Consider the following 21,630-nt stretch of genomic DNA (forward strand, 5'->3'; position numbering starts at 1 on the left):
ACTCAACGTCCACCATCTTCGTGGACGGACTCGCCGGCCGGGTGATAGGGCAGGCGCAACGTCACGCGCGTGCCTGCTCCGGGAGCCGATTCTATCGCGAGCACACCGCCAACGGTTTGCGCACGCTCACGCATCACGATCAGCCCCAACCCACGCGGACCTTCGGGCTCGAAGCCATCACCGTCATCGACCACCTCCAGACGAAAACTCTCGCGGTCGATCGAATGCAGGCTCATGCGCACCTCGCCCGCGCAGGCGTGCCGCAGCGCATTGGTCAGGCTTTCCTGCGCAATGCGGAAGCAGGCCTGTTCGATCTCGTTGCCCGGGCGTACGTCCAGCGCCTGGATATCCAGCTCCAGCCGCACCTGCGAGGCGCGGAACAGCATCGAAGCCTGCCAGCGCAAGGCTGCTTCCAGCCCCAGTGCATCGAGTTGTGGCGGACGCAACAACATCGACAGATTGCGCAACTTGGTCACCGTGCTGTCAGCCAGCGACACCACCTCCAGCAGGTCCTCACGGCGCGCCTGCGCATCGGGCTCATCCAGCGCCGCGTGTGCAGACAGCTTCATCGCGGTGATCGCCTGGCCGATATCGTCGTGCAGATCGCGCGAGATGGCGCGGCGTTCGTCCTCCTGCAGCGAGAACAATCGCTTGGCCATCGCCTGCAATTCGGCATTGCTCTCGGCCAGCGCATCGCGCATGCGCTCGGGTTCGCTCAGGTCGCGTACCACCAGCAACTTGCAACTGCGCCCGCCATAGCGGATGTCGCCGGCCGACAGACCGGCATAGAACGTGCTGCCGTCGCGACGGCGCATGGCGCGCGCACTGGACACTGGCTCGTTGCGGTCGCTGCCCGCACGCAGGTACTCGCGCACCATCGGCAGGTCGGAGTCGCCGACCAGGGTCTGCAACGGCTCGCCCAGGATCGTTTCGCCCTGGAAGCCAAACTGGGCGGAGCCAGCGGCATTGGCGTACATCACATGCTCGTCGGCCAGGATCAGCACGCCGTCCGGCAGCACCCGCACCAGTTCCTTGAATTGTTCCTCGCGCTCGCGCAGCAGGCGCCGCGACTGTTCGCGTTCGCTCACGTCCTGCAAGGTGCCATGCACGTGGCGGGCGCCGCTGGGCAGGGTCACGCTCTCTGCGCGCAGGTGCACGGTGCGTGGCTGCGAATCGCCGCCGGTCAGCGGCAGCAGCACATCGATCTGCACCTCGCCGCCGGTGCACATGTCTTCGATCATGCGTTCGATGCGGGTCTGGGTGGCGCTGTCGGAAGCGGTCAGCAGCTCTTCCAGCCGATGTTCGCGGCGGTGCATGGGCACGCTGCGCCCCAGGATGCGATACACCGCCGACGAATAGCGGCCCAGACCGGTGGCCCGATCCAGCTGCCACGAGCCCAGCCGCGCGATGCCTTGCGCTTCTTCCAGTCGCTCCAGCGCCTCGTCGCGCAGATGCTGCGCCTGGCGTTCTTCGCTGCGGTCCACCGTCACCACCAGGCGGGCAGGGCCGCTGGCAAGATGCAGCTGGTTGCTACGGACTTCGACATGGCGCAGCCCGCTGCGGGTCAGCAGGTCTTCGTTCAAGACGCAGGTGACCTCGCCCTTGCTGCGGATCTGCGTGATGATCTCTTCCAGCCGCTCGCCATCGGCATTGGGCCAGATCGCCTGCAGCGTCTGCTGCAGGAATTCGTCGCGCTCCCAGCCAAAGAATTCCAGCGCCGCCGGGTTGGCATCGAGAATGCGCATGGTCGCCAGGTCATAGATGAAGGCCGGGCTGGGCAGCGCCAGGAACCTGGCCCGCAGCACGGCCTCCGACTGCGCCAGCTGCGCATGCTCGTCCACGATCAGTGCCACGAAGCGGCGCAGCACCAGGTGGATGACGATGCTGGACAGCAGCAGGAAGCTGGCGTCCGACCAGCGTTCCGGTGCCGCCGCACCGGCCAGGTTGAGCAACCGGTTGCCCAGCAGCAGCCACACCACACCGATCAGCAGGTACAGACCGGTCAGGGTCCACAAGCCCTGCTGCAGGCGCTCGGCGAGGCGAAGTCGGGACACGGGAGGGGACGAAAACGCGGGCACGGCGACAGGTTGGTGCATGGGTCCGCGGACGACCTTTGGAGCTGGCGATGGGGCCATCTTAGCCGTAACTCGGTCCGGTTCGGTCGCGCTGGAAACAGGTGCCTCAACTAATCCGCCGAACGGCCGTTATCCATTGCGACTCCGAGGCAGGGGTCGATCCTTCGGAGTGTTCCAGAGTGGACTCAGGCGTCATTGCAAGCATGCTGCAGCACCCGCTGACCTCGGCGGTGGTGTTGTTGGATGCGCATGGCCAGCCCCTGGCGGCCAACCGCGTTGCGCAGTCCATTGGGCTGCCGGCGACCCTTGGTGCGTATGCCGAAGTGCTGGAAAGCAGTCGCGCCCAGGTGGCCGACAGCGGTGGCATGACCGCCTGCGTGCTGCCGGGAACCGGCGGCGGACGTCTGGAAGGCTGGCTGCGTGCGGTCTGCGACGAGCACGGCCAGGTCATGGCCTTCACCTTGAGCATTCCCGAGCCGATGGGGGCCGATGGCACCAGCCGCTGGGAAATGGGCCTGGACAGCGCCGATCACGGGCTGTGGGACTGGGACATCCCGGCCGATGTGGTGTACCGCTCCGAACGCTGGACGCGCATGCTCGGCTACTCCGAGCAGCCACTGCCGAACAACCTCACCGCGTTGTCCGGGTTGATCCATCCCGATGACCACGCGCACGTCAGCGCGGCGGTGCAGGCGCACCTGGACGGGCGCACCGAGACCTATGTGGCCGAGTTCCGCCTGCGCCAGCACGACGGGCAGTGGCGCTGGATCCTGGACCGCGGCCGCGTGGTCTCGCGCACCGCCGACGGCCGCCCGTTGCGCATGGTCGGCACGCACACCGACGTGCATCACCACAAATTACTCGAGCAGCAGCTGCGCGAGCAGCAGGCCCAGCTCGAAGACGCCCAGCGCATTGCCAGCATGGGCAGCTGGAGCTGGGATTCGACCAAGGACGCGTTGTGGGTCTCGCAGGATTTCCTGCAGCAGCTCGGCATGGCCCAGCTGCGCCTGCACGGCGTCCGCGATCTGCTGCGCCTGCTCGCCCGGTCCTCGCTGGCGCAACTGCGCAGCGCCTGGCGCAAGATCAAGCACGAAGGCTTGCCGGTCCATTTCGAGCTGGAGGTCAACGGCCTGCCCGGCGTCAATCCGCATCATCTGCGGGTGTGGGCACAGCCGGTATTCGATGGCGACGGCAGCATGGTGCGCGTGCTCGGCCAGCTGCAGAACGTCACCGAACAGCGGCAGACCGATGCGTTGATCCGCTGGCGCACCGAGCTGCTCAACCGGGTGTCCGCGCTGGGCAAGATCGGCGGCTGCGAGATCGAGGTCGATACCCGTCGCATGCAGTGGACCGAGGAGTGCTACCGCATCCACGGCCTGCGCAAGGAAAACATCACCCTGGAGCAGGCGCTTGCGCTGTACACCCAGGATTCGCGCGACGCGTTCGAGGCCGCATTGCTGCGCATTTCCGATGGTGGCCTGCCCGAGCAGCTGGAGCTGTGTTTCTACCGCAACTCCGGTCAGCGCATCTGGGTGCAGGTCCTGATCGAACTGGACCGCCGCGAGGGTCTGCCGCCGCGCTATGTCGCCCTGTTCCGCGATGTCACCCGCGAGCGCGAGGCCAATGAGCGTATCGAGCTGCTGGCGCATTACGACCGCCTGACCGGCCTGCCGAACCGCTTCCTGCTGCGCGAGCAGGCCGAAAACGCGATCCGCGAAGCGCATGAGCGCGGCCAGGTGCTGGCCATGCTGTTGATCGATCTGGACGGGTTCAAGAGCATCAACGATTCGTTCGGTCATGCAGCCGGCGACAACCTGCTCAAGCTCGCCTCGGCGCGCCTGCATCAGCATCTGCGCAACAGCGACCTGTTCGGACGCTTCAGCGACGACGAATTCATCGTGCTGCTGCGCGACCTGTCCGAGCCGGAAGATGCCGGCCACGTGGCGCGCAAGCTGATCAGCGCGCTGGGCGAGCCGCTGCGCAAGGATCACGTCACCCTCAAGCTCGGCGCCAGCATCGGCATCGCGCTGCAGGGCGAGGGGCTATCGGACTTCGACAGCCTGCTGCGTGCCGCCGATGCGGCGATGTACGCGGCCAAGGAATCGGGCCGCAACACCTTCCATTACTACAGCCAGGACGTGCTCATGCGAGCGCAGCGCCGGCTGGAGCTCGAACACGCCCTGCAAGGCGCGCTCGAGCGCGAAGAATTCACCCTGGTCTATCAGCCGCTGGTCAATACCGTGGGCGATGCCTCGCCGGCGATCGAAGCGCTGATGCGCTGGAACCGCCCGGGCCATGGCCCCTGCAGCCCTGCCGAATTCATCCCGATTGCCGAAGAATGCGGCGAGATCGTGCGGCTGGGCGAATGGGTCATCGGTGAAGCCTGCCGTCAGGCCGTGGTCTGGGACCGTGCCGGGCTCAATTTCAGCCGTATCGCGGTCAACGTTTCGGCCGTGCAGCTACGCGAGCGCGGCTTTGCCGAGCGCGTGCTGGAGATCTGCCGCGACAACAGCTGGTCACCGTCGCGTCTGGAGCTGGAGCTCACCGAATCGGCCCTCATTCGCGATTCGGATTCGCTGCGGCGCTGTTTCGAACTGTTCGAACAGAACGGCGTTCTGCTGGCGGTGGATGACTTCGGCACCGGCTTTTCCAACCTGCATTACCTCAACCGCTTCCCGGTGCAGCGTCTGAAGATCGACCGCAGCTTCGTACAGGGCATGCTCGACGACGCCAACACCGCCGAGGTGACCCAGGCCATCGTGCATCTGGGCCACGCGCTGGGCATGCAGGTCGTCGCCGAAGGCGTGGAGACCGTGCAGGAAGATGCCTTGCTGCGCCAGCAGGGCTGCGACGAAATCCAGGGCTATTTCTACTCACGCCCGCTGTCGCCGCGCGACATGGCGCAGTGGCTGCGCGAGGCCGAAGCCGGCATGCGGCTGGGTGCACGGCTGGTGATTGCCAGCTGACGCCCAGGCCAGGCCAGCGCCGTCATCCTGATGCCGCGCAGCCACCTGCAGACGTTTTATCCGCTTGCTGCCGCAGGATTGCGGCCTGTGGTCGTGCGGTGGGCTTCCCGCTCCGGCACCACGAACTAAGCAGCGGGCCTGAACGCCAGTTTCCGATCAGGCTCGCGTTGACCGCCCCAACGGGTGTTGAAGCGGCAAGGTGCGCGTAACGCCTTGATGCCGCCCTTGTCAGCAACGTCGAACCAATCCGCTGACGCTGCATCCTGCACTCGAATCCTCGCAATCTGTCTTCATGCGTGCGAGCGCATCGTCAGGTTTTTTCCAGCTGCGAGGTGCCTGTAGCAGATGCAGTTCGTCGGCAACGCTGGTCGGGACGCGGGCCTGGTGACCGCTGGGCATCGCTCAGGAACTGGTGGATTGACTGGCGAGCAGGCGAATGCGCGGGACGAGCGTCCCATCGAAATTCACAATAGACCGCTCATCGTCTGCCGCATCGGACACGCGCGCGAGTGCTGCCGCGGCCAGTGACCCAGGCAAGCGTTCTTCATGGCATCTGTGGCGCTCACCCTGAGAACCAAAGCGAGTTCGCCGCTTGACTGACGGACACCCAGGCTCAGGATTCGGAACGAATCATCCCCAGGTGATCCAGGTGACCGCCGGGGCCACCCGGCCATGCGCGACGATCCGGTCGGGCAGGGCAGGTCAAGGCGGGGATGGTCGCCGCACGCGCCCGCCAGCGAGAGTGGCGGCGATTCGGCACGGCCGACGACAGGGAACCCTTGGATGACGACAGGCACCCCTTGGAATCAGGCAGTTCCACAACACCGCGGGGCGCCTGCCGAGGCACGCCCCGCCGTCACTGCATCAGCGTCCCGATGCGCCCACTGCGGCCCCGTCCAGCCCGAGATCCCAGGCCACCGTGGCAAACAGCAGCTCCTCTTCGCTGCAATCGCGGCGCGGGTTGATCAGCGCCTTGACTTCGGCGAGGGCCGCCAGCTCCAGTCGTTCCAGTGCGGCCGGCATCCGGACACGCCGCAGTCCCGGCTTGGCGGCTGCGCTTTGCGCGATGCGCTCGGCATGTGCGGCGGCCAGTGCCGCTGCCTGCAGCGCGGCGGTGGGAGCGTCATCGAGGGGCGGGGCGAGAAGCGTCATGAGCGAAACACCAGGTCGTTGCGGAACGACAAATCCCCGGAAGGCCGGGGAATGTCGGAATCAGAAGCTGCGCGGCGGCATTGGTCTCAGAACAGCTCGACCGTGCCGGCACCCATGCCCTGCTGTGCCACCGGCTTGTGCGGCGGGCGTTCCCATTCCACACGCATGTCGCGCAGACGGTTGGAGACCTTGGCGAGCGAGGCGACCAGATCGCTGTCGTACACGCCACCATTGCGGTGCAGCAGTTCCTGCAGCGCCACCGCTTCGCGGTTGATCGCTGTCAGGCGATCGAGGTGGGTGTGGATGCCGCTGAGCGTCTGCGTGGCGATGTCCTCGAACTGCAGGGCACGCACCGCTTCGGCCACGCTGCCATCGATGGAGCGTGCACATTCGGAGATTTCGCGCATGCCATCGCCCAAAGAGGCGTTGATCTGGGCGACGTTCTCCAGCATGGCGGCCGACTCATGGCGCGCCTCGCGGGAGCGGTCCATGTGACGCGATGCCAGCTGCGAGACCGTTTCACGCACCTTGGCGATCGATTCCTTGGAGCTGTGTGCCAGCTTGCGGATCTGCTCGTTGAAGGTGGTGGAACGTTCGGACAGGTTGCGCACCTCGTCGGCGACCACCGCGAAGCCGCGACCGGCTTCACCGGCACGTGCTGCTTCGATGGCGGCGTTCAAGGCCAGCAGGTTGGTCTGGTCGGCGATCGACTTGACGTCTTCCAACAGCGCGAAGATGCCATCCAGATGCTGGGCCATCTCATCGATGTGATGGACGGTGTTGGTGCTTTGGCCGCTCACCTGTTCCAGCGCTTCCACCAACTGCTCCATGCGGGAGCTGGCGTGCTGAGCGAAGCGGGCGACGTCGACGCCGGCACTGCCATCGTCACCGGCGCGGTCGACGATACGGGCCAGTGCCTGGCTTTGCTGGCGCGACTTGCGGTTCATCGCTTCGAAGCTGCCACCCAGACCGGACACGGCCTGGCGGATCAGTTCGCGGGCACGCTCGACTTCCGAGCGCGAACCGTCGACTTCGTTGCTGACGAACGTGCGCAGTTCGTTGAGCAGTTGGTCCTGCTCGCGCAGGATGCGGGTCTGGTCCGGATTACGCCGGAACTGGGAATACGTCACCCAGGCAGCGAAACCCAACCAACTGAGGGTCATGGTCGCCAGGATCGCCCAGCGCACCGAAGCGGGCCAGTCGAATCCGACAGCGAAGGGAAACAGCAAGGTCAGGGCCAAAGGGGCGGCCAGACGGATGAGTGGACGTGAATACATGGGCGTTCTCGGCAGAGTCACGGTTGCTGTATCGGCACTGCCCCCATTGTCTTTAGCGACGATCGCCACATCGTCTCGCCCGCGTTGCCGTCAGCGGCTCACGCCAGCGCCCGTTGCGGGCGCCTGAAACCGTCTTCTGCGTCCTCTCACCGCAAGGCGCGATCGACTGCTTCGCTCATCGCGCGCTTGGCAAACAGGAAGTCCCACAGGCTGCCGCCCATCTGCCGCCACAGCACCGCAGAGCGCACTGCTGCCAGCAACAGCGCGCGGATTTCGGCGACCACCCCAGCCTGGCCCAGATAGTGCGGGTTGCCCTGCACCATGACCTTGGGGCGCAGGTGGCTGATGGTCTGCGCGTACAGCCCGCCCAGCGAACTGAGCACATCCGGGTGCGCGCTGTCGTTCAGCTGTTGCGCCTGGCGTGCAGCGGCGTCGATCCCGCTCGATACCGTGGCCACGGTCGCGGTGTCGCGGACGAACCGGCGCTCCAGCTGCAGTACGGCCAGCGCCAGGCGCGGGAGTACATCGTCCTGGCCCTGGTTGCGGAAATAGTTGTGCAGCAAGCGCAGACCCGGCGCCACCGCAGCGGCCGAGCCATACACGGCCTCCGGTGACGCTGCGTCCACCCGGAACACGCTGTCCATGGCGGTACGCACCGTCGCGGCCTCCGAATGCCCGGTCTCGGCGATCCGCCGCACCTGCTGCAGGGCTTGGGCGACGCCGGCAAGCGCCAGCACACGGTGATCCATGGAAACACTCATCAAGCCACACCCTCGGGGGAGAAAGAAGATCCTGCCAATTGACGTTCCAGCGGTGCGTCGGTGGCGGCAATGACCGCGCCGCCGAGGCATTCCTGCCCGTCGTACAGCACCAGCGATTGCCCGGGCGTCACCGCCCGTTGCGGCCGCTCGAAGCGCACCTGCACGCTGCCATCGTCCTGGACGTCCACCGTGCACGGCTCATCCGGCTGGCGGTAACGCGTCTGTGCGGTACAGTCGAACCGGCGTGCCGGCGGCGCGCCGGTCACCCAGTGGGCCTGCTCGGACTGCAGCCAGCGCGACTGCAGCAGCGGGCTGTCGCGATCCTGATCCACATACAGCACGTTGCTGGCCACATCCTTGCCGACCACGTACCACGGCGCCGCGGCCCGGCCGCGCACGCCGCCGATGTTCAGGCCCTCGCGCTGGCCCAGGGTGAAATAGAACACCCCCGGATGCTCGGCAATGCGCTGTCCCTGCGGGTCACGGATCTCGCCGGTGCGGGCGGGCAGGTAGCGCCCCAGAAACTCGCGGAAATCGCGCTCGCCGATGAAGCAGATGCCGGTGGAATCCTTCTTGGCATGTGTCGGCAGGCCGGCATCCTGGGCAATGCGGCGCAGCGTGCTCTTTTCCAGGTCGCCGATCGGGAACAAGGTGGCCGCCAGTTGGGTCTGCCCCAGCTGATGCAGGAAATAACTCTGGTCCTTGCCGCGATCGGCCCCGCGCAGCAGCCGCCAGCGTCCGCCGCTGTGGGCTACCCGGGCGTAATGCCCGGTGGCGATCCGCTCGGCGCCCAATGCCTGGGCGGCGTCCAGAAAGTGCTTGAACTTCACTTCGCGGTTGCACAGCACATCCGGGTTGGGCGTGCGCCCGGCCGCGTACTCGGCCAGAAAATGCTCGAACACGCCGCTCCAGTATTCGCCGGAGAAATCGCGGAAGTGAAACGGAATGCCCAACACGCCGCACACCGCCACCGCATCGCGACGATCGTCTTCGGCGCGGCAATCGCCGCTGCCGTCATCGGCCCAGTTCTGCATGAACAGCCCGGCAATCGGCTCGCCCTGGCCGGCCAGTTTCCACGCGGCCACTGACGAATCCACCCCGCCGGACACGCCCACCACGATGCGCGGCGTGCTCATGCGACGTGCCGCACCAATGCCAGCGGATGGCGCTGCCCGGCTAGGTAATCCGCCACGACCTCCCACACCAACGGGCTGCGCAGCCGCTCGGTCGCATCGCGCAATTCGTCCGGTGTCATCCACAGCGCACGCACCACGCCGGTGTCCAGGCTGCGCTCGGGGTGATGGGTCACCGGCTCGGCTGCGAAGGCGAAGCGCAGAAAGGATTGGCCGTTCGGCGCTTCCCACTGGTAGGTGCCGATGAAGTGGGTGAGCCGCACGTCCCAGCCGGTTTCTTCCAGGGTTTCGCGCACCGCCGCGTCCTGCAGGCTCTCGTTTGGCTCCAGGTGGCCGGCAGGCTGGTTCAGCAACAGGCGGCCGCCGATGGTCTCTTCCACCTGCAGCAGGCGGCCATCGCGCACCACCACAGTGGCCACGGTGACGTCCGGGTGCCAACGCGGATCGGTGGTGCTCATCGGTGACGCTCCTGCGCAAATAGTTGGTAGGCCAGCACATCCGGCGCAGCCATTGCGTCGGCGCTCGCTGCGGGGCCCGGCAGCGCATGCAGTGCCGGAGCCACACACAGGCGGGCAGTGGGCGACGGCGCCGGTCGCAGCGCGGTCAGGGTGTCAGTCATCGAGGGCCAGTCGGGGAGTCGGAGACAAATTGTGCGGGCCGCAGCGTAAATCGTCCAATGCGCACGGCGATGAACCGTATAATGGCCCGATGCCTCGGAAGACCTCCCACGAACACGATCACGGCCTCACCGTCGAAGCCAGCAAGCCTGAAGTGGCGCCACCGCCGCGCTATCAGGTGCTCCTGCTGAACGATGACTACACCCCGATGGATTTCGTGGTGACGGTGCTGCAGCAATTCTTCAACCTCGACCTGGAGCGGGCCACCCAGGTCATGCTGCATGTCCATACCCGCGGGCGCGGCGTCTGTGGGGTCTATAGCCGTGAGGTGGCCGAGTCCAAGGTCGCCCAGGTCAACGAGTTTTCGCGCATGAACCAGCACCCGCTGCTGTGCACGATGGAACAGACCTGAGGCATTCGCCAGATCATTCCAGCAGCGCAACAGTGTGGCTGCAATCACGTGCTAACGCCGTCTGAACATGCCTATCCGATAGGGTTGTGGAAAATTCCAACAAAAGCCGCATATTGTTGGCAACAGCCGTTCGGAGTGACCAATGTTCAGCAAAGACCTAGAGCAAACCATCGGCCAGTGCTACAAGCGAGCACGCGAGGCGCGTCATGAGTTCATGACCGTCGAGCACCTGCTGCTCTCGCTGCTGGACAACCCTTCCGCGCAAGCCGTGCTCAAGGCCTGCGGCGCGGATCAACTGCGTCTGCATAACGATCTGGAGCAGGCCATCGAAGCCTCGGTCTCGCGCCTGGCCGAAGACGATGGTCGCGACACCCAGCCCACGCTGGGCTTCCAGCGTGTGCTGCAACGCGCCGTGTATCACGTGCAGTCCTCCGGCAAGAAGGAAGTCACCGGCGCCAATGTGCTGGTCGCGATCTTCGGCGAGAAGGACTCGCACGCGGTGTATTTCCTGAATCAGCAGGACATCACCCGCCTGGATATCGTCAACTATCTGTCCCACGGCATCGCCAAGCTGGGCGAGGACGGCGAACAGCCGTCCGCAGCCGATGGCGAGCCCAAGAGCGAGGGCGGGGAAGGCGAGGCCAAGAGCGATGCGCTGGCCGAGTACGCCACCAACCTCAACGAGTTGGCCCGCAACGGCAAGATCGACCCGCTGGTCGGGCGGGGCGACGAGATCGAGCGCACCATCCAGGTCCTGTGCCGCCGCCGCAAGAACAACCCGCTGTACGTGGGCGAGGCCGGCGTGGGCAAGACCGCAATTGCGGAGGGCCTGGCCAAGCGCATCGTCGACAACGACGTTCCCGAAGTGCTGGCCGACGCGGTGATCTTTTCGCTCGACCTGGGCGCACTGGTCGCCGGCACCAAATACCGTGGCGACTTCGAGAAGCGCCTCAAGGGCGTGTTGAGCGCGCTCAAGAAGGTCCCCAACGCGGTCCTGTTCATCGACGAGATCCACACCATCATCGGTGCCGGTTCCGCGTCCGGCGGCACCATGGATGCATCCAACCTGATCAAGCCGGCGCTGTCGTCGGGCGAGCTGCGCTGCATCGGCTCGACCACGTTCCAGGAGTATCGCGGTATCTTCGAAAAGGACCGTGCGCTGGCACGTCGCTTCCAGAAGATCGACATCGTCGAGCCGACCGTGGGCGAAACCTTCGAGATCCTGCAGGGCCTCAAGCCCAAGTATGAGGCGCACCACGGCGTGACCTATGCCGACGACGCGCTGCAGGCGGCGGTGGATTTGTCGGTCAAGCACATCGGCGACCGTCTGTTGCCGGACAAGGCGATCGACGTGATCGACGAAGCCGGTGCGCGTCAGCGGCTGCTGCCGGAAGGCAAGCGCAAGGAGCTGATCGACATCGAGGAAATCGAGACCATCGTCGCCAAGATGGCGCGCATTCCGGCCAAGCAGGTCAGTGCGACCGACAAGGACGTGCTGCAGCATCTGGAGCGCAACCTGAAGATGGTGATCTTCGGCCAGAACCCGGCGATCGAAACCCTGGCCGGCTCCATCAAGCTGGCACGTTCGGGTCTGGCCAATCCGGAAAAGCCGATCGGCAACTTCCTGTTCGCCGGCCCGACCGGCGTGGGCAAGACCGAAGTCACCAAGCAGCTGGCGCTGCAATTGGGTATCGAACTGGTGCGTTTCGACATGTCCGAATACATGGAAGCGCATTCGATCAGTCGCCTGATCGGTGCACCTCCGGGCTATGTCGGCTTCGATCAGGGTGGCCTGCTGACTGAAAAGATCGTCAAGACCCCGCACTGCGTGTTGTTGCTGGACGAGGTGGAAAAGGCGCATCCGGACATCTTCAACATCCTGTTGCAGGTCATGGATCGCGGTATCCTCACCGACACCAATGGGCGCGAGGCGAACTTCAAGAACGTGATCTTGGTGATGACCACCAATGCCGGCGCCACCCAGGCGTCGCGTCGGTCGATCGGTTTCACCAAGCAGGATCATTCCACCGATGCGATGGAGTCGATCCGCCGCGGGTTCACGCCGGAGTTCCGCAACCGTCTGGATGCGATCGTGCAGTTCCAGCCGCTGGGCTTCGACCACATCCTGCGCGTGGTGGACAAGTTCATCATCGAGCTGGAGATGCTGCTGCAGGAAAAGCACGTATCGCTGTCGGCCACGCCCACCGCGCGCGATTGGCTGGCGCAACACGGCTTCGACCCGTTGATGGGTGCGCGCCCGATGTCGCGCGTGATCCAGGAGAAGATCAAGCGTCCGCTGGCCGACGAGTTGTTGTTCGGCAAGCTGGTGGAAGGCGGGCGGGTCAACATCGACGTCAAGGACGGCGAGCTGGTCGTGGAGGCGCATCCAGAGCCCGAGCGTTTGCTGCCTGCCACAGTCGACTGATCCCAGCAATTGCTGTCAAAAAAGCCGCTCGAACGAGCGGCTTTTTTGTGCGTACACGCTTGGCGTCAACGCCCCACAAGCGATAGCAGCTTCGATCCGATCACTGTCTGCCCAGACGTCTGCTTGCCATTGCCGACCTTGCAGCATGCTGCGCGTTGATCAGGTGCGCTCAGGCCACTGAGGCGCGACATCGCATCCCGCCGGCCGTCACGCCTGCGACTCACAGCAATGATTCGGTATCCACCCGAGCCTCCTGTGCCGAGTGACTTGCCGCATTGAATACTTGAACTCATGCAGCGTGACGCTACTTGCCGCAGCGAGGGGCCGCAGCTCGTCCCAGCAACGCAAGTTTCAAATGGCAAATTGCAGGCACGACAAAAAGCGGCCATGGGCCGCCTCGCGTCTCAGCACCCAAGCCGCTTACTTCATGCGGTAGGTAATACGGCCTTTGGTCAGGTCGTACGGGGTCATCTCGACCTTGACCCGGTCACCGGTCAGGATGCGGATGTAGTTCTTGCGCATACGGCCGGAGATGTGGGCGATGATCTCGTGCCCGTTTTCCAGCTTGACCCGGAACGTGGTGTTGGGAAGCGTCTCGCTGACGCTGCCTTCGAATTCAATGGAGTCGTCTTTCGACATGTAATCCTGTGCAATCACGGCTGGCCCGGCAGGGCCGTAAGGGACGGCATTTTACGCCCCATCTCCCCGCGGCGCAAATTTTATGTTAAGCGGACTTCACCCAAAGCGCTTGCGGGGCGCTCGCCGTAGCGCTCGGACCAGCTGGCTGCCGGCTCTGCCTGGGCTACCTGATGCTGCACCAACTGCAGGAACTGCGAGCGCGGCACGCGTTGCGCACCCAGGCTCAGCAGGTGCGGGTTTTCCACTTGCGCGTCCAGCAGCGGCCAGCCGCGCGACTGCAGATCGGCAGCCAACGCTGCCAGCGCTACCTTGGAGCCGCCGCTTTCTGCACTGAACATGCTCTCGCCGAAGAACATCCGGCCGATTGCCACGCCGTAGATGCCGCCGACCAGGCGTTGGCCATCGAATACCTCCACCGAGTGCGCATGGCCCAGCCGATGCAGACCGATATAGGCGCGCTGCATCGGCGAGGTGATCCAGGTGCCCTCCTGGCCGGCACGTGGAATCGCCGCGCAGGCAGCGATCACCTGCGCAAAGGCGGTATCGGCACGCACGGTCCAGCTGCTGTTGCGCAGCTGGCGTTTGAAGCGCGAGGACAGGCGCACGCCATCGGTGCGGAACACCATGCGTGGGTCAGGGCTCCACCACAGGATCGGCTGCCCCTCGGAAAACCACGGGAACACGCCGTGTGCGTAGGCGTTGAGCAGCCGCTGCGGCGACAGGTCGCCACCGATGGCCAGCAAACCGTCCGGCTCGCGCAATGCCTGGTCGGCCGGCGGAAACGGTGCGGCCGGATCGGCGGGAAGCAGAAAGGGGAGGGGGCGCGACATCGCGGCAGTTTAGAGCGTGACGTGTGGCGCGCGGTATGCCATGCGACTCAGCCACAAGCAGCAGGGCCAGGGCGAGCACGGACCGAATGCCGGCCAATAGACGGCTGCGCGCCACAGTGGTTGCCATGCGCTGACCACGATCCCCATCCACCTTGCGCAGGCCACTTATGTGGCATGGGACGGCGAGTCCTCGCGCGGCAATGGCCGGCGCGATCCATGTGTCGCGATCGACGCGATCACCGCGCGTCAGCCGCGAAACGGACTGTGCTCGGCCAGCTCAAGCGCGTGCCGGGCGACAGCTTGGCGCTCATCGGCGCACCACTGCGCCAGCGGCTCGCGGAAACCGGGGTCGGCAATCCAGTGCCGGCTGCGCACCAGGGTCGGCAGGAAGCCGCGCGCAATCTTGTGCTCGCCTTGCGCGCCCGGCTCGAAGCGGCTCAGGCCTTCGCGCAGGCAGTATTCGATGCCTTGGTAGTAGCAGGTTTCAAAATGCAGGCCGGGCAGCGCCTCGCCGCCCCAGTAACGCCCGTACAGGGTGTCGCTGCCGCGCAGGCACAGCGCGCCGGCAATGGGTTGCCCATCCAGGTCGGCCAGGAACATCACCAGCTGGCGCGGCAGATGCTGCGCAAGATGGCGCAGGAATTGCGGCGTCAACGCCGGCGAGTTGCCGTATTCGTTGAAGGTCTTGAGATAGAAGCCGTACATCGCGTCCAGATCGGCGTCGCTGGCTTCGTCGCCATGCACGGCGCGTAGCTGCACGCCGGCGCGCTGCACCTTGGCGCGCTCCTGGCGGATGTTCTTGCGTCGCTTGTGGTCCATTGCCGCCAGGAACGACTCGAAGTCGCTCCAGCCGCTGGCGTTGTGCCAGTGGTACTGCAGATCGTTGCGTTCCAGCCAGTCGGCAGCGAACGCGGAATCCTCGTCGGCGGGATGGAAATTCACATGCGCCGAGGACAGCCCGCTGCGCTCGACCAATGCCTGCATCGCCACCAGCAACTGTCCGCGCCACCGGGCTGCGCCCAACAGGCGCGGGCCGGTCACCGGCGAGTAGGGCACCCCGCACAACCACTTGGGGAAGTACTCCTGCCCATAGCGCGCATACGCATGCGCCCAGGCGTGGTCGAACACGAACTCGCCGTGCGAGTTGTTCTTCAGATACCCCGGTGCCGCCGCAACCAGGGTGTCGCCTTCCCACAACGTCAGGTGCAGCGGATTCCAGCCCCAGTCCGGGCGCAGGCACCCTTCGCGCTCGAGACCCTGCAGGAACGCATGGCTGATGAACGGGTGCGTCCCATCGTGCAGCGCGTCCCAGGCACCGGCCGGCAACTCATCCAGCCGACGCAACCAGCGGGCGGTCACGCTCATGCGCGCGGCCTGCCGTTGGCGCTGGCCGCACGGCGCGGCCGGCGGTCAGCGGGCACCTCAGGCGCTCTTGTCGAGATAGCGCTCGGCATCCAGCGCGGCCATGCAGCCGAACCCGGCGGAGGTGATCGCCTGACGGTAGTGCTGGTCGGCGACGTCGCCGGCGGCGAACACGCCGGCCACCGAGGTTTCCGTCGCCGCGCCGTTCAGGCCGGAGCGGATCTCCAGGTAGCCGTTGTTCATGGCCAGCTGGCCATCGAACAACTGCGTGTTTGGATGGTGGCCGATGGCGACGAAGAAGCCATGCGCGTCGATGTCGCGGGTGCTGCCGTCGATGGTGGACTTGACCCGCACCCCGGTCACGCCCGCATCGTTGCCCAGCACCTCGTCGATGGCGTGGTGCCAGACGGTTTCGATCTTGCCGGCGGCAACCTTGGCAAACAGCTTGTCCTGCATGATCTTTTCCGCACGCAGGGTGTCGCGGCGGTGCACCAGGTAGACCTTGCGGGCGATGTTGGACAGGTACAGCGCTTCTTCGACCGCAGTGTTGCCGCCGCCGACCACCACCACGTCCTGGTCCTTGTAGAAGAACCCATCGCAGGTGGCGCACGCCGACACGCCGCGGCCCTTGAAGGCCTCTTCGGTGGGAATGCCCAGGTATTTGGCGGTGGCGCCGGTGGCGATGATCAGCGCGTCGCAGGTGTACTCGGCGCTGTCGCCGATCAGGCGGAACGGCCGCTGCGACAGGTCCGCCGTGTGGATGTGGTCGAAGATCACCTCGGTGTCGAAGCGCTCGGCATGCATCTGCATGCGGTTCATCAGGTCCGGGCCCATCAGGCCATGGGGGTCGCCGGGCCAGTTGTCCACTTCGGTGGTGGTCATCAGCTGACCGCCTTGCTGCAGCCCGGTGATGACCACCGGCTTGAGATTGGCACGCGCGGCATACACCGCGGCGGTCCAGCCGGCCGGGCCGGAGCCGAGGATCAGCAGGCGGGAATGCTTGGCAGGACTGGCAGAAGAGGCGCTCATGTATACTCGCGATCTAGGAATTGATGAGGATGGCGCAGGTCAATCGCGCCCCCGTGGCGGCATAGAGTGGCGGTCCCCACCCGGTGAATCAAGGCGGCGCGATGGAACTGCTTGAGCCGCAGATGGCATGGTCCGCCCGCAGTGCATGTCCGACGCCGCCTCGTGCGGCGTTTTTCGTTGATCCGCATGCGGCGAGGCAGCCGGTGGTCATTCAACAGCTGCCAGCGTGGCCTCAGTCGTTTATTATCAACCACTAACAGCATTTTTCTAAGGTCTGGCTACAGGTGGCAAAGCAGGTTCCCGAACGCAGCAAGCCCGCAGAGGGCAAGTCGTCGTCGCGCAAGCCGGCGGTGGCCGACAATCCGCGTCGGCAAAAGCTCTGGCGCGATCTGGCCTTGATTGCGGTGGCGCCATTGCTGCTGTATCTGCTGGCCAGCCTGTTCACCTATTCGGCCGCCGACCCGGGCTGGTCGCAGACCGGCAGCGTGGTCGCGCCGGTGCACAACATGGGCGGCCGGGTCGGTGCCTGGATCGCCGACGTGTTGCTGCAGCTGTTCGGTTACGTGGCCTTCCTGCTGCCGGTGGTGCTGGGCGCGGTGGCCTGGATCGCCTTGTTCGGCATGGACAAGGAAGGGCAGGCCGAGGCCGACCTGGGGCCTGCGTTGCGCCTGGTCGGCATGGTCGGCTTCCTGATCTCCTCGACCGGCTTCCTGCACCTGCGCCTGTTCAATGGCGACGTCGCGGGGGCGGGCGGCATTCTTGGGCGGTTGGTGAGCAACTCGCTGAGCGCCGGCTTCGGCGTGCTGGGCGCGAACCTGTTCGTGCTGGTGCTGCTGCTGGTGTCGATCACCCTGGCCACGGGCCTGTCGTGGTTTGCGGTGATGGAGCGCATCGGCAGGTGGGTGCTGGCGCTGGGGCCGCTGATGCAGCGCAAGACCCACCAGGCCAGCGAGTGGCAGCAGACCCGGGTGATGCGCGAAGAGCGCGAGGAAGTGCGCAAGGTCGATGCGGTCAAACAGGCCAAGCGCGAGCCGGTGAAGATCGAACCCCCGCCGGCACCGGTGGTGGAAAAAAGCGAACGCGCCAAGCGCGACACCCAGATTCCGATGTTCCAGGGCGTCAGTACCGACGGCTCGGACCTGCCGCCGCTGGCGCTGCTGGACGACCCCAAGCCGCAGGCTAAGGGCTATTCCGAAGAAACCCTGGAGACCTTGTCGCGGCAGATCGAGTTCAAGCTCAAGGACTTCCGCATCGAGGCGCAGGTGGTCGGGGCCTATCCGGGCCCGGTGATCACCCGCTTCGAGATCGAGCCGGCGCCGGGCATCAAGGTCAGCCAGATCAGTTCGCTGGACAAGGACATCGCGCGCGGGCTGTCGGTGAAGTCGGTGCGTGTGGTGGACGTGATTCCGGGCAAGTCGGTGATCGGCCTGGAAATTCCCAACGTCACCCGCGAGATGATCTTCCTGTCGGAGCTTCTGCGCTCCAAGGAATACGACAAGTCGGCCAGCCCACTGACGCTTGCGCTGGGCAAGGACATCGCCGGCCGCCCGACGGTGGCCGATCTGGCGCGCATGCCGCACTTGCTGGTGGCCGGTACCACCGGCTCGGGCAAGTCGGTGGCGGTCAACGCGATGGTGCTGAGCCTGTTGTTCAAGGCCTCGCACAAGGAACTGCGCATGCTGATGATCGACCCGAAGATGCTCGAACTGAGCGTCTACCAGGGCATTCCGCATCTGCTGGCGCCAGTGGTCACCGACATGAAGGAGGCCGCCAACGGCCTGCGCTGGTGCGTGGCCGAGATGGAGCGCCGCTACAAGCTGATGAGCGCGGTGGGCGTGCGCAACCTGGCCGGCTTCAACAAGAAGGTCAAGGACGCCGAGGATGCCGGCCAGCCGCTGATGGACCCGCTGTTCAAGCCGAATCCGGAACTGGGCGAAGCGCCGCGGCCGCTGGAAACGCTGCCGTTCATCGTCATCTTCATCGACGAATTCGCCGACATGATGATGATCGTCGGCAAAAAGGTCGAAGAGCTCATCGCGCGTCTGGCACAGAAGGCACGTGCGGCCGGTATCCACTTGATCCTGGCCACGCAGCGGCCGTCGGTGGACGTGATCACCGGGTTGATCAAGGCCAATATCCCGACCCGCGTGGCATTCCAGGTCAGCTCCAAGATCGACTCGCGCACCATCCTGGACCAGTCGGGCGCCGAGGCGCTGCTGGGCAATGGCGACATGCTGTACCTGCCGCCGGGCACCGCGCTGCCGGACCGCGTGCACGGCGCCTTCGTCAGCGACGAAGAAGTGCATCGCGTGGTCGAGCACCTCAAGGCCAGCGGGCCGGTGTCGTATGTGGATGGCGTACTGGACGAAGTGCAGACCATGGGCGATGGCACGGTGGTCGGTGCGACCGGCCTGCCGGAAAGCAGTGGCGGTGGCGGCGACGAGTCCGACCCGTTGTATGACGAGGCACTGCGGATCGTGACCGAGACCCGACGCGCCTCGATTTCCGGCGTGCAGCGTCGCCTGAAGATCGGCTACAACCGCGCTGCGCGGCTGATCGAGGCAATGGAAGCCGCCGGCGTGGTCAGCCCGCCCGAACACAACGGCGACCGCACGGTGCTGGCACCGCCGCCGCCCAAGTGAGTGCGGCGGCGAGCGCGGCGGGCTGGCCGGCGATCGCTGTGGGCTAGCCGGCGATCGGGACGGGTTGGCGGTACGGGGCGTGCCGATTGCGGCCCGCCGCCGCGCCCGCCGCCTGCGCCCGGGGTCATTCTGGTTGGCCTTGGCGGCTCACTGAGGTGGCCTGCCCAGACCGCCGCGGTCCACCGCGTGTAGCGCAGTGGCGAGCGCAACCGGGCCCGGCAATGCGGCAATGTTGGAGGTCGATGCCTGTCATCGCGCGGCACACCGGCTACCCTGTCTGACGAAGGGCCGCTCCGGCCCGCCGCGATCGAGACCCATGCTGCATCGTCCGTTGTTGTTGTTTGTGCTGATCGTCTCCGCTCCGCTGCTTGCCCAGGCGCAACAGCAGGCCGCGCCTGCCGCGGCTGCACCGCGCACGCAGGCCGACACCAACTACAGTTTCGTGCGCTATCGCGCCGACTACGAAGTGCGCGCCGACGCCAGCAGCGTGGAGACCGACGAGTACGAGATCCTGCTGAAGACCAAGTCGGCGGTGGAGCAGTTCAGCCAGGTGCGGCTGAGCTATAGCGAGAAGATGGAAACCCTCGAGGTACTGGCGGCCTACACCGTTAGCGCCGAAGGCCTGCGCCAGGACGTGGCGACCGACAAGATCTATACCCAGGAGAGCTACTCCAGCGCCTCGGCGGCGATGTACGCCGATCGAAAGGTCAAGGTGGTGGTGTTCCCGAATCTGGCGCCGGGCGCGCGCATCGTCTACCGCGTGCGTCGTGCGCAGAACACCCCGTATTTCCCTGGCTATTTCAGCCTGTGGGAGACCTTCAGCGTGTTTGCGCAGTACGACGATGCGGTGGTTACCCTGGTGGCGCCCAAGGCGCTGCCGATGCATTTGTCCGTGCGCGGCCTGCAGGGCGGCACCAAGCCGGTGGTCCGCGGCGATCAGGCACGTTGGGAGTGGCGGTATCAACGCGCCGTGCCGATGAAGAACCAGAACTGGAGCGCGGCGACCTGGGAGTTCAGCCCCACCTTGATGGCCAGCACCTTCGACAGCTGGTCGCAGATGGGCCTGGCCTATCACGTCAAGGGTGGGCGCGCGGCGGCGGTCACGCCGGCGATCCAGACAGTGGCCGACCAGGTCACCCAAGGCATCGACGACCCGCGCGCGCAGGCGGCGGCACTGTACGCCTGGGTGGCGCGCAACATCCGCTATGTCGCGGTGTATCTGGGCAACGGCGGGCTGGAACCCAATAGCGCCGACAGCATCCTGGCCAACCATTACGGCGACTGCAAGGACCACACCGTCATCCTCGAAGCGCTGCTGGCCGCCAAGGGCATCGCCAGCACGCCGGTGCTGATCGGCGCAGAGGGCGGGCCGACGCTGCCGCCGATCCCGGTGCTGGGGCGCTTCAATCACGCCATCACCTACATCCCGGCGTTCGATCTGTATGTCGATTCAACCAACCCGTACGCACGCTTCGGGCAGTTGCCGGCCGGCGATCTCGGTGCGCCGGTAGTGCACACGCGCGACGGCAAGGTCACGCACACGCTGCCGAACGACCGCAAGGTCAATCGCTATGTCGCGCGTACCGAGTACCGGTTCACGCCGCAGGGCGGCCTGCAGGGCCTGACCACGCTGGATAGCGGGCAGACCGGCGAGGTGGGCCTGCGCGCGATGTTCGTGCAGCTCAATGCGCAAAACCGCAACCGCATCGAAGAGTCGATCATTGCGCAGTCCGGCTTCGACGGCACCGGCGACCTGCTGATACAGGGCGATCCGCTGGACCTGGACGCGCCATTCAACTATCGCTATCGCTTCCAGGCCGACGACGCGGTGGATTTCTCGGTGGTCGGCGGCATGACCTTGCCGGACATGCCGGGGGCCGAATCCACGCGCAGCATCTACACCACCACCTCGGCAGAAGACAATCTGACCCCGTTCTACTGCAATGACAGCGTGCGCGAGGAAACCTACGTGGTGACCTTCCCGGAGACGGTACCGATCATCGCCATTCCGCGCAGCAGCAGGTTTCGCAATGCCGCTGGCGAGTATGTGGTGGACTGGACGCGGCAGGGGCAGACCGTCACGGCGGTACATCGCCTGCAGCGTGCCGCCGTGCGTGGGCCGCAGGCGCTATGCCAGCCGCAGGACTACCGCGCGTTTCGCGAGCTCTACCAGCAGGTGCGACGCGGTTTTCGCGGGCAGATCGTGTATGGCGATCTCGCCAAGGTGCAGACCGCGCCATGACGGCGGGCGAGTGCGCTGCATGAACAGGTCGATGCGATAGCGCTCGCCCATTCATCTATGAAGCTTCA

The 21,630-nt window shown here is 65.7% G+C and carries 16 protein-coding genes; 5 read left to right on the forward strand and 11 right to left on the reverse strand.

The genetic code is table 11. The features are described 5' to 3' along the window. Window positions 1-2 precede the first annotated feature (2 nt). Entirely contained in the window at window positions 3-2,135 is a 2,133-nt protein-coding gene (locus RZV17_RS10050) for a PAS domain S-box protein (RefSeq protein ID WP_355609036.1), read from the reverse strand. A 119-nt stretch (window positions 2,136-2,254) separates the two neighbouring features. Between RZV17_RS10050 and RZV17_RS10055 the strand changes: the two genes are divergently transcribed. After that, window positions 2,255-5,041 (forward strand): EAL domain-containing protein, encoded by a 2,787-nt coding sequence (locus RZV17_RS10055; RefSeq protein WP_184374256.1) that lies wholly within the window; start codon window positions 2,255-2,257, stop codon window positions 5,039-5,041. An 864-nt stretch (window positions 5,042-5,905) separates the two neighbouring features. Here the strand turns inward: RZV17_RS10055 and RZV17_RS10060 are convergent. The 6 genes from RZV17_RS10060 to RZV17_RS10085 all read right to left on the reverse strand — a co-directional run bounded on the left by RZV17_RS10060 (window position 5,906) and on the right by RZV17_RS10085 (window position 9,983). After that, window positions 5,906-6,193: a hypothetical protein gene (locus RZV17_RS10060; protein WP_039403892.1), complete on the reverse strand. Its 288-nt coding sequence runs from the start codon at window positions 6,191-6,193 to the stop codon at window positions 5,906-5,908. A gap of 86 nt (window positions 6,194-6,279) precedes the next feature. Continuing rightward, on the reverse strand, window positions 6,280-7,470 hold the full coding sequence (locus RZV17_RS10065) for a methyl-accepting chemotaxis protein (protein WP_039403891.1): 1,191 nt from the start codon (window positions 7,468-7,470) through the stop codon (window positions 6,280-6,282). A 146-nt stretch (window positions 7,471-7,616) separates the two neighbouring features. Then, entirely contained in the window at window positions 7,617-8,231 is a 615-nt protein-coding gene (gene hflD, locus RZV17_RS10070; protein WP_039564599.1) for a high frequency lysogenization protein HflD, read from the reverse strand. Continuing rightward, window positions 8,231-9,367 (reverse strand): tRNA 2-thiouridine(34) synthase MnmA, encoded by a 1,137-nt coding sequence (mnmA, locus tag RZV17_RS10075; protein ID WP_355609039.1) that lies wholly within the window; start codon window positions 9,365-9,367, stop codon window positions 8,231-8,233. Before mnmA ends, hflD begins: the two co-directional genes overlap by 1 nt. Next, window positions 9,364-9,822, reverse strand: a complete 459-nt coding sequence (locus tag RZV17_RS10080; protein ID WP_104580615.1) for an NUDIX hydrolase — start codon at window positions 9,820-9,822, stop codon at window positions 9,364-9,366. The genes mnmA and RZV17_RS10080 overlap by 4 nt, the downstream gene beginning before the upstream one ends. Beyond that, entirely contained in the window at window positions 9,819-9,983 is a 165-nt protein-coding gene (locus RZV17_RS10085) for a hypothetical protein (RefSeq protein ID WP_355609043.1), read from the reverse strand. The genes RZV17_RS10080 and RZV17_RS10085 overlap by 4 nt, the downstream gene beginning before the upstream one ends. A gap of 89 nt (window positions 9,984-10,072) precedes the next feature. Between RZV17_RS10085 and clpS the strand changes: the two genes are divergently transcribed. Both clpS and clpA read left to right on the forward strand, forming a co-directional pair. Next, a complete protein-coding gene (gene clpS / locus RZV17_RS10090; RefSeq protein ID WP_016901748.1) occupies window positions 10,073-10,393 on the forward strand; it encodes an ATP-dependent Clp protease adapter ClpS in 321 nt (106 codons plus the stop codon). A 142-nt stretch (window positions 10,394-10,535) separates the two neighbouring features. Then, the gene (gene clpA / locus RZV17_RS10095) at window positions 10,536-12,818 is read left to right on the forward strand and encodes an ATP-dependent Clp protease ATP-binding subunit ClpA (RefSeq protein WP_039403881.1); all 2,283 of its coding nucleotides are present in this window, start codon (window positions 10,536-10,538) and stop codon (window positions 12,816-12,818) included. Between the two features lie 420 nt (window positions 12,819-13,238). On the opposite strand, the gene infA is transcribed toward clpA, so the two are convergent. From infA to trxB, 4 genes are all read right to left on the reverse strand, one after another. Next, a complete protein-coding gene (gene infA, locus RZV17_RS10100; protein WP_002813418.1) occupies window positions 13,239-13,457 on the reverse strand; it encodes a translation initiation factor IF-1 in 219 nt (72 codons plus the stop codon). Window positions 13,458-13,537: 80 nt separating this feature from the next. Further along, the gene (aat, locus tag RZV17_RS10105) at window positions 13,538-14,287 is read right to left on the reverse strand and encodes a leucyl/phenylalanyl-tRNA--protein transferase (RefSeq protein WP_047695185.1); all 750 of its coding nucleotides are present in this window, start codon (window positions 14,285-14,287) and stop codon (window positions 13,538-13,540) included. Window positions 14,288-14,533: 246 nt separating this feature from the next. Next, window positions 14,534-15,652: a GNAT family N-acetyltransferase gene (locus RZV17_RS10110; protein WP_355609047.1), complete on the reverse strand. Its 1,119-nt coding sequence runs from the start codon at window positions 15,650-15,652 to the stop codon at window positions 14,534-14,536. A gap of 57 nt (window positions 15,653-15,709) precedes the next feature. Next, window positions 15,710-16,678, reverse strand: coding sequence for a thioredoxin-disulfide reductase (gene trxB / locus RZV17_RS10115; RefSeq protein WP_184372689.1), 969 nt, complete (start codon window positions 16,676-16,678; stop codon window positions 15,710-15,712). A gap of 284 nt (window positions 16,679-16,962) precedes the next feature. Here trxB and RZV17_RS10120 point away from each other — a divergent pair, with 284 nt between their 5' ends. Both RZV17_RS10120 and RZV17_RS10125 read left to right on the forward strand, forming a co-directional pair. Beyond that, window positions 16,963-19,320: a DNA translocase FtsK 4TM domain-containing protein gene (locus RZV17_RS10120; protein WP_355609051.1), complete on the forward strand. Its 2,358-nt coding sequence runs from the start codon at window positions 16,963-16,965 to the stop codon at window positions 19,318-19,320. Window positions 19,321-19,636: 316 nt separating this feature from the next. Beyond that, window positions 19,637-21,562 carry a DUF3857 and transglutaminase domain-containing protein gene (locus tag RZV17_RS10125; RefSeq protein ID WP_355609053.1) on the forward strand — a complete coding sequence of 642 codons (1,926 nt, stop codon included), beginning with the start codon at window positions 19,637-19,639 and terminating at the stop codon, window positions 21,560-21,562. The last annotated feature ends 68 nt before the right edge of the window (window positions 21,563-21,630 follow it).

The sequence above is a fragment of the Xanthomonas cannabis genome (assembly GCF_040616535.1).
Lineage (GTDB): Bacteria > Pseudomonadota > Gammaproteobacteria > Xanthomonadales > Xanthomonadaceae > Xanthomonas > Xanthomonas cannabis.

Coding starts and splice junctions, on each gene's coding strand:
- infA (WP_002813418.1), bottom strand. CDS start 13,457: ATGTCGAAAGACGACTCCATTGAATTCGAAGGCAGCGTCAGCGAGACG.
- trxB (WP_184372689.1), bottom strand. CDS start 16,678: ATGAGCGCCTCTTCTGCCAGTCCTGCCAAGCATTCCCGCCTGCTGATC.
- mnmA (WP_355609039.1), bottom strand. CDS start 9,367: ATGAGCACGCCGCGCATCGTGGTGGGCGTGTCCGGCGGGGTGGATTCG.
- RZV17_RS10110 (WP_355609047.1), bottom strand. CDS start 15,652: ATGAGCGTGACCGCCCGCTGGTTGCGTCGGCTGGATGAGTTGCCGGCC.
- clpS (WP_016901748.1), top strand. CDS start 10,073: ATGCCTCGGAAGACCTCCCACGAACACGATCACGGCCTCACCGTCGAA.
- aat (WP_047695185.1), bottom strand. CDS start 14,287: ATGTCGCGCCCCCTCCCCTTTCTGCTTCCCGCCGATCCGGCCGCACCG.
- hflD (WP_039564599.1), bottom strand. CDS start 8,231: ATGAGTGTTTCCATGGATCACCGTGTGCTGGCGCTTGCCGGCGTCGCC.
- clpA (WP_039403881.1), top strand. CDS start 10,536: ATGTTCAGCAAAGACCTAGAGCAAACCATCGGCCAGTGCTACAAGCGA.
- RZV17_RS10125 (WP_355609053.1), top strand. CDS start 19,637: ATGCTGCATCGTCCGTTGTTGTTGTTTGTGCTGATCGTCTCCGCTCCG.
- RZV17_RS10080 (WP_104580615.1), bottom strand. CDS start 9,822: ATGAGCACCACCGATCCGCGTTGGCACCCGGACGTCACCGTGGCCACT.
- RZV17_RS10065 (WP_039403891.1), bottom strand. CDS start 7,470: ATGTATTCACGTCCACTCATCCGTCTGGCCGCCCCTTTGGCCCTGACC.
- RZV17_RS10085 (WP_355609043.1), bottom strand. CDS start 9,983: ATGACTGACACCCTGACCGCGCTGCGACCGGCGCCGTCGCCCACTGCC.
- RZV17_RS10050 (WP_355609036.1), bottom strand. CDS start 2,135: ATGGCCCCATCGCCAGCTCCAAAGGTCGTCCGCGGACCCATGCACCAA.
- RZV17_RS10060 (WP_039403892.1), bottom strand. CDS start 6,193: ATGACGCTTCTCGCCCCGCCCCTCGATGACGCTCCCACCGCCGCGCTG.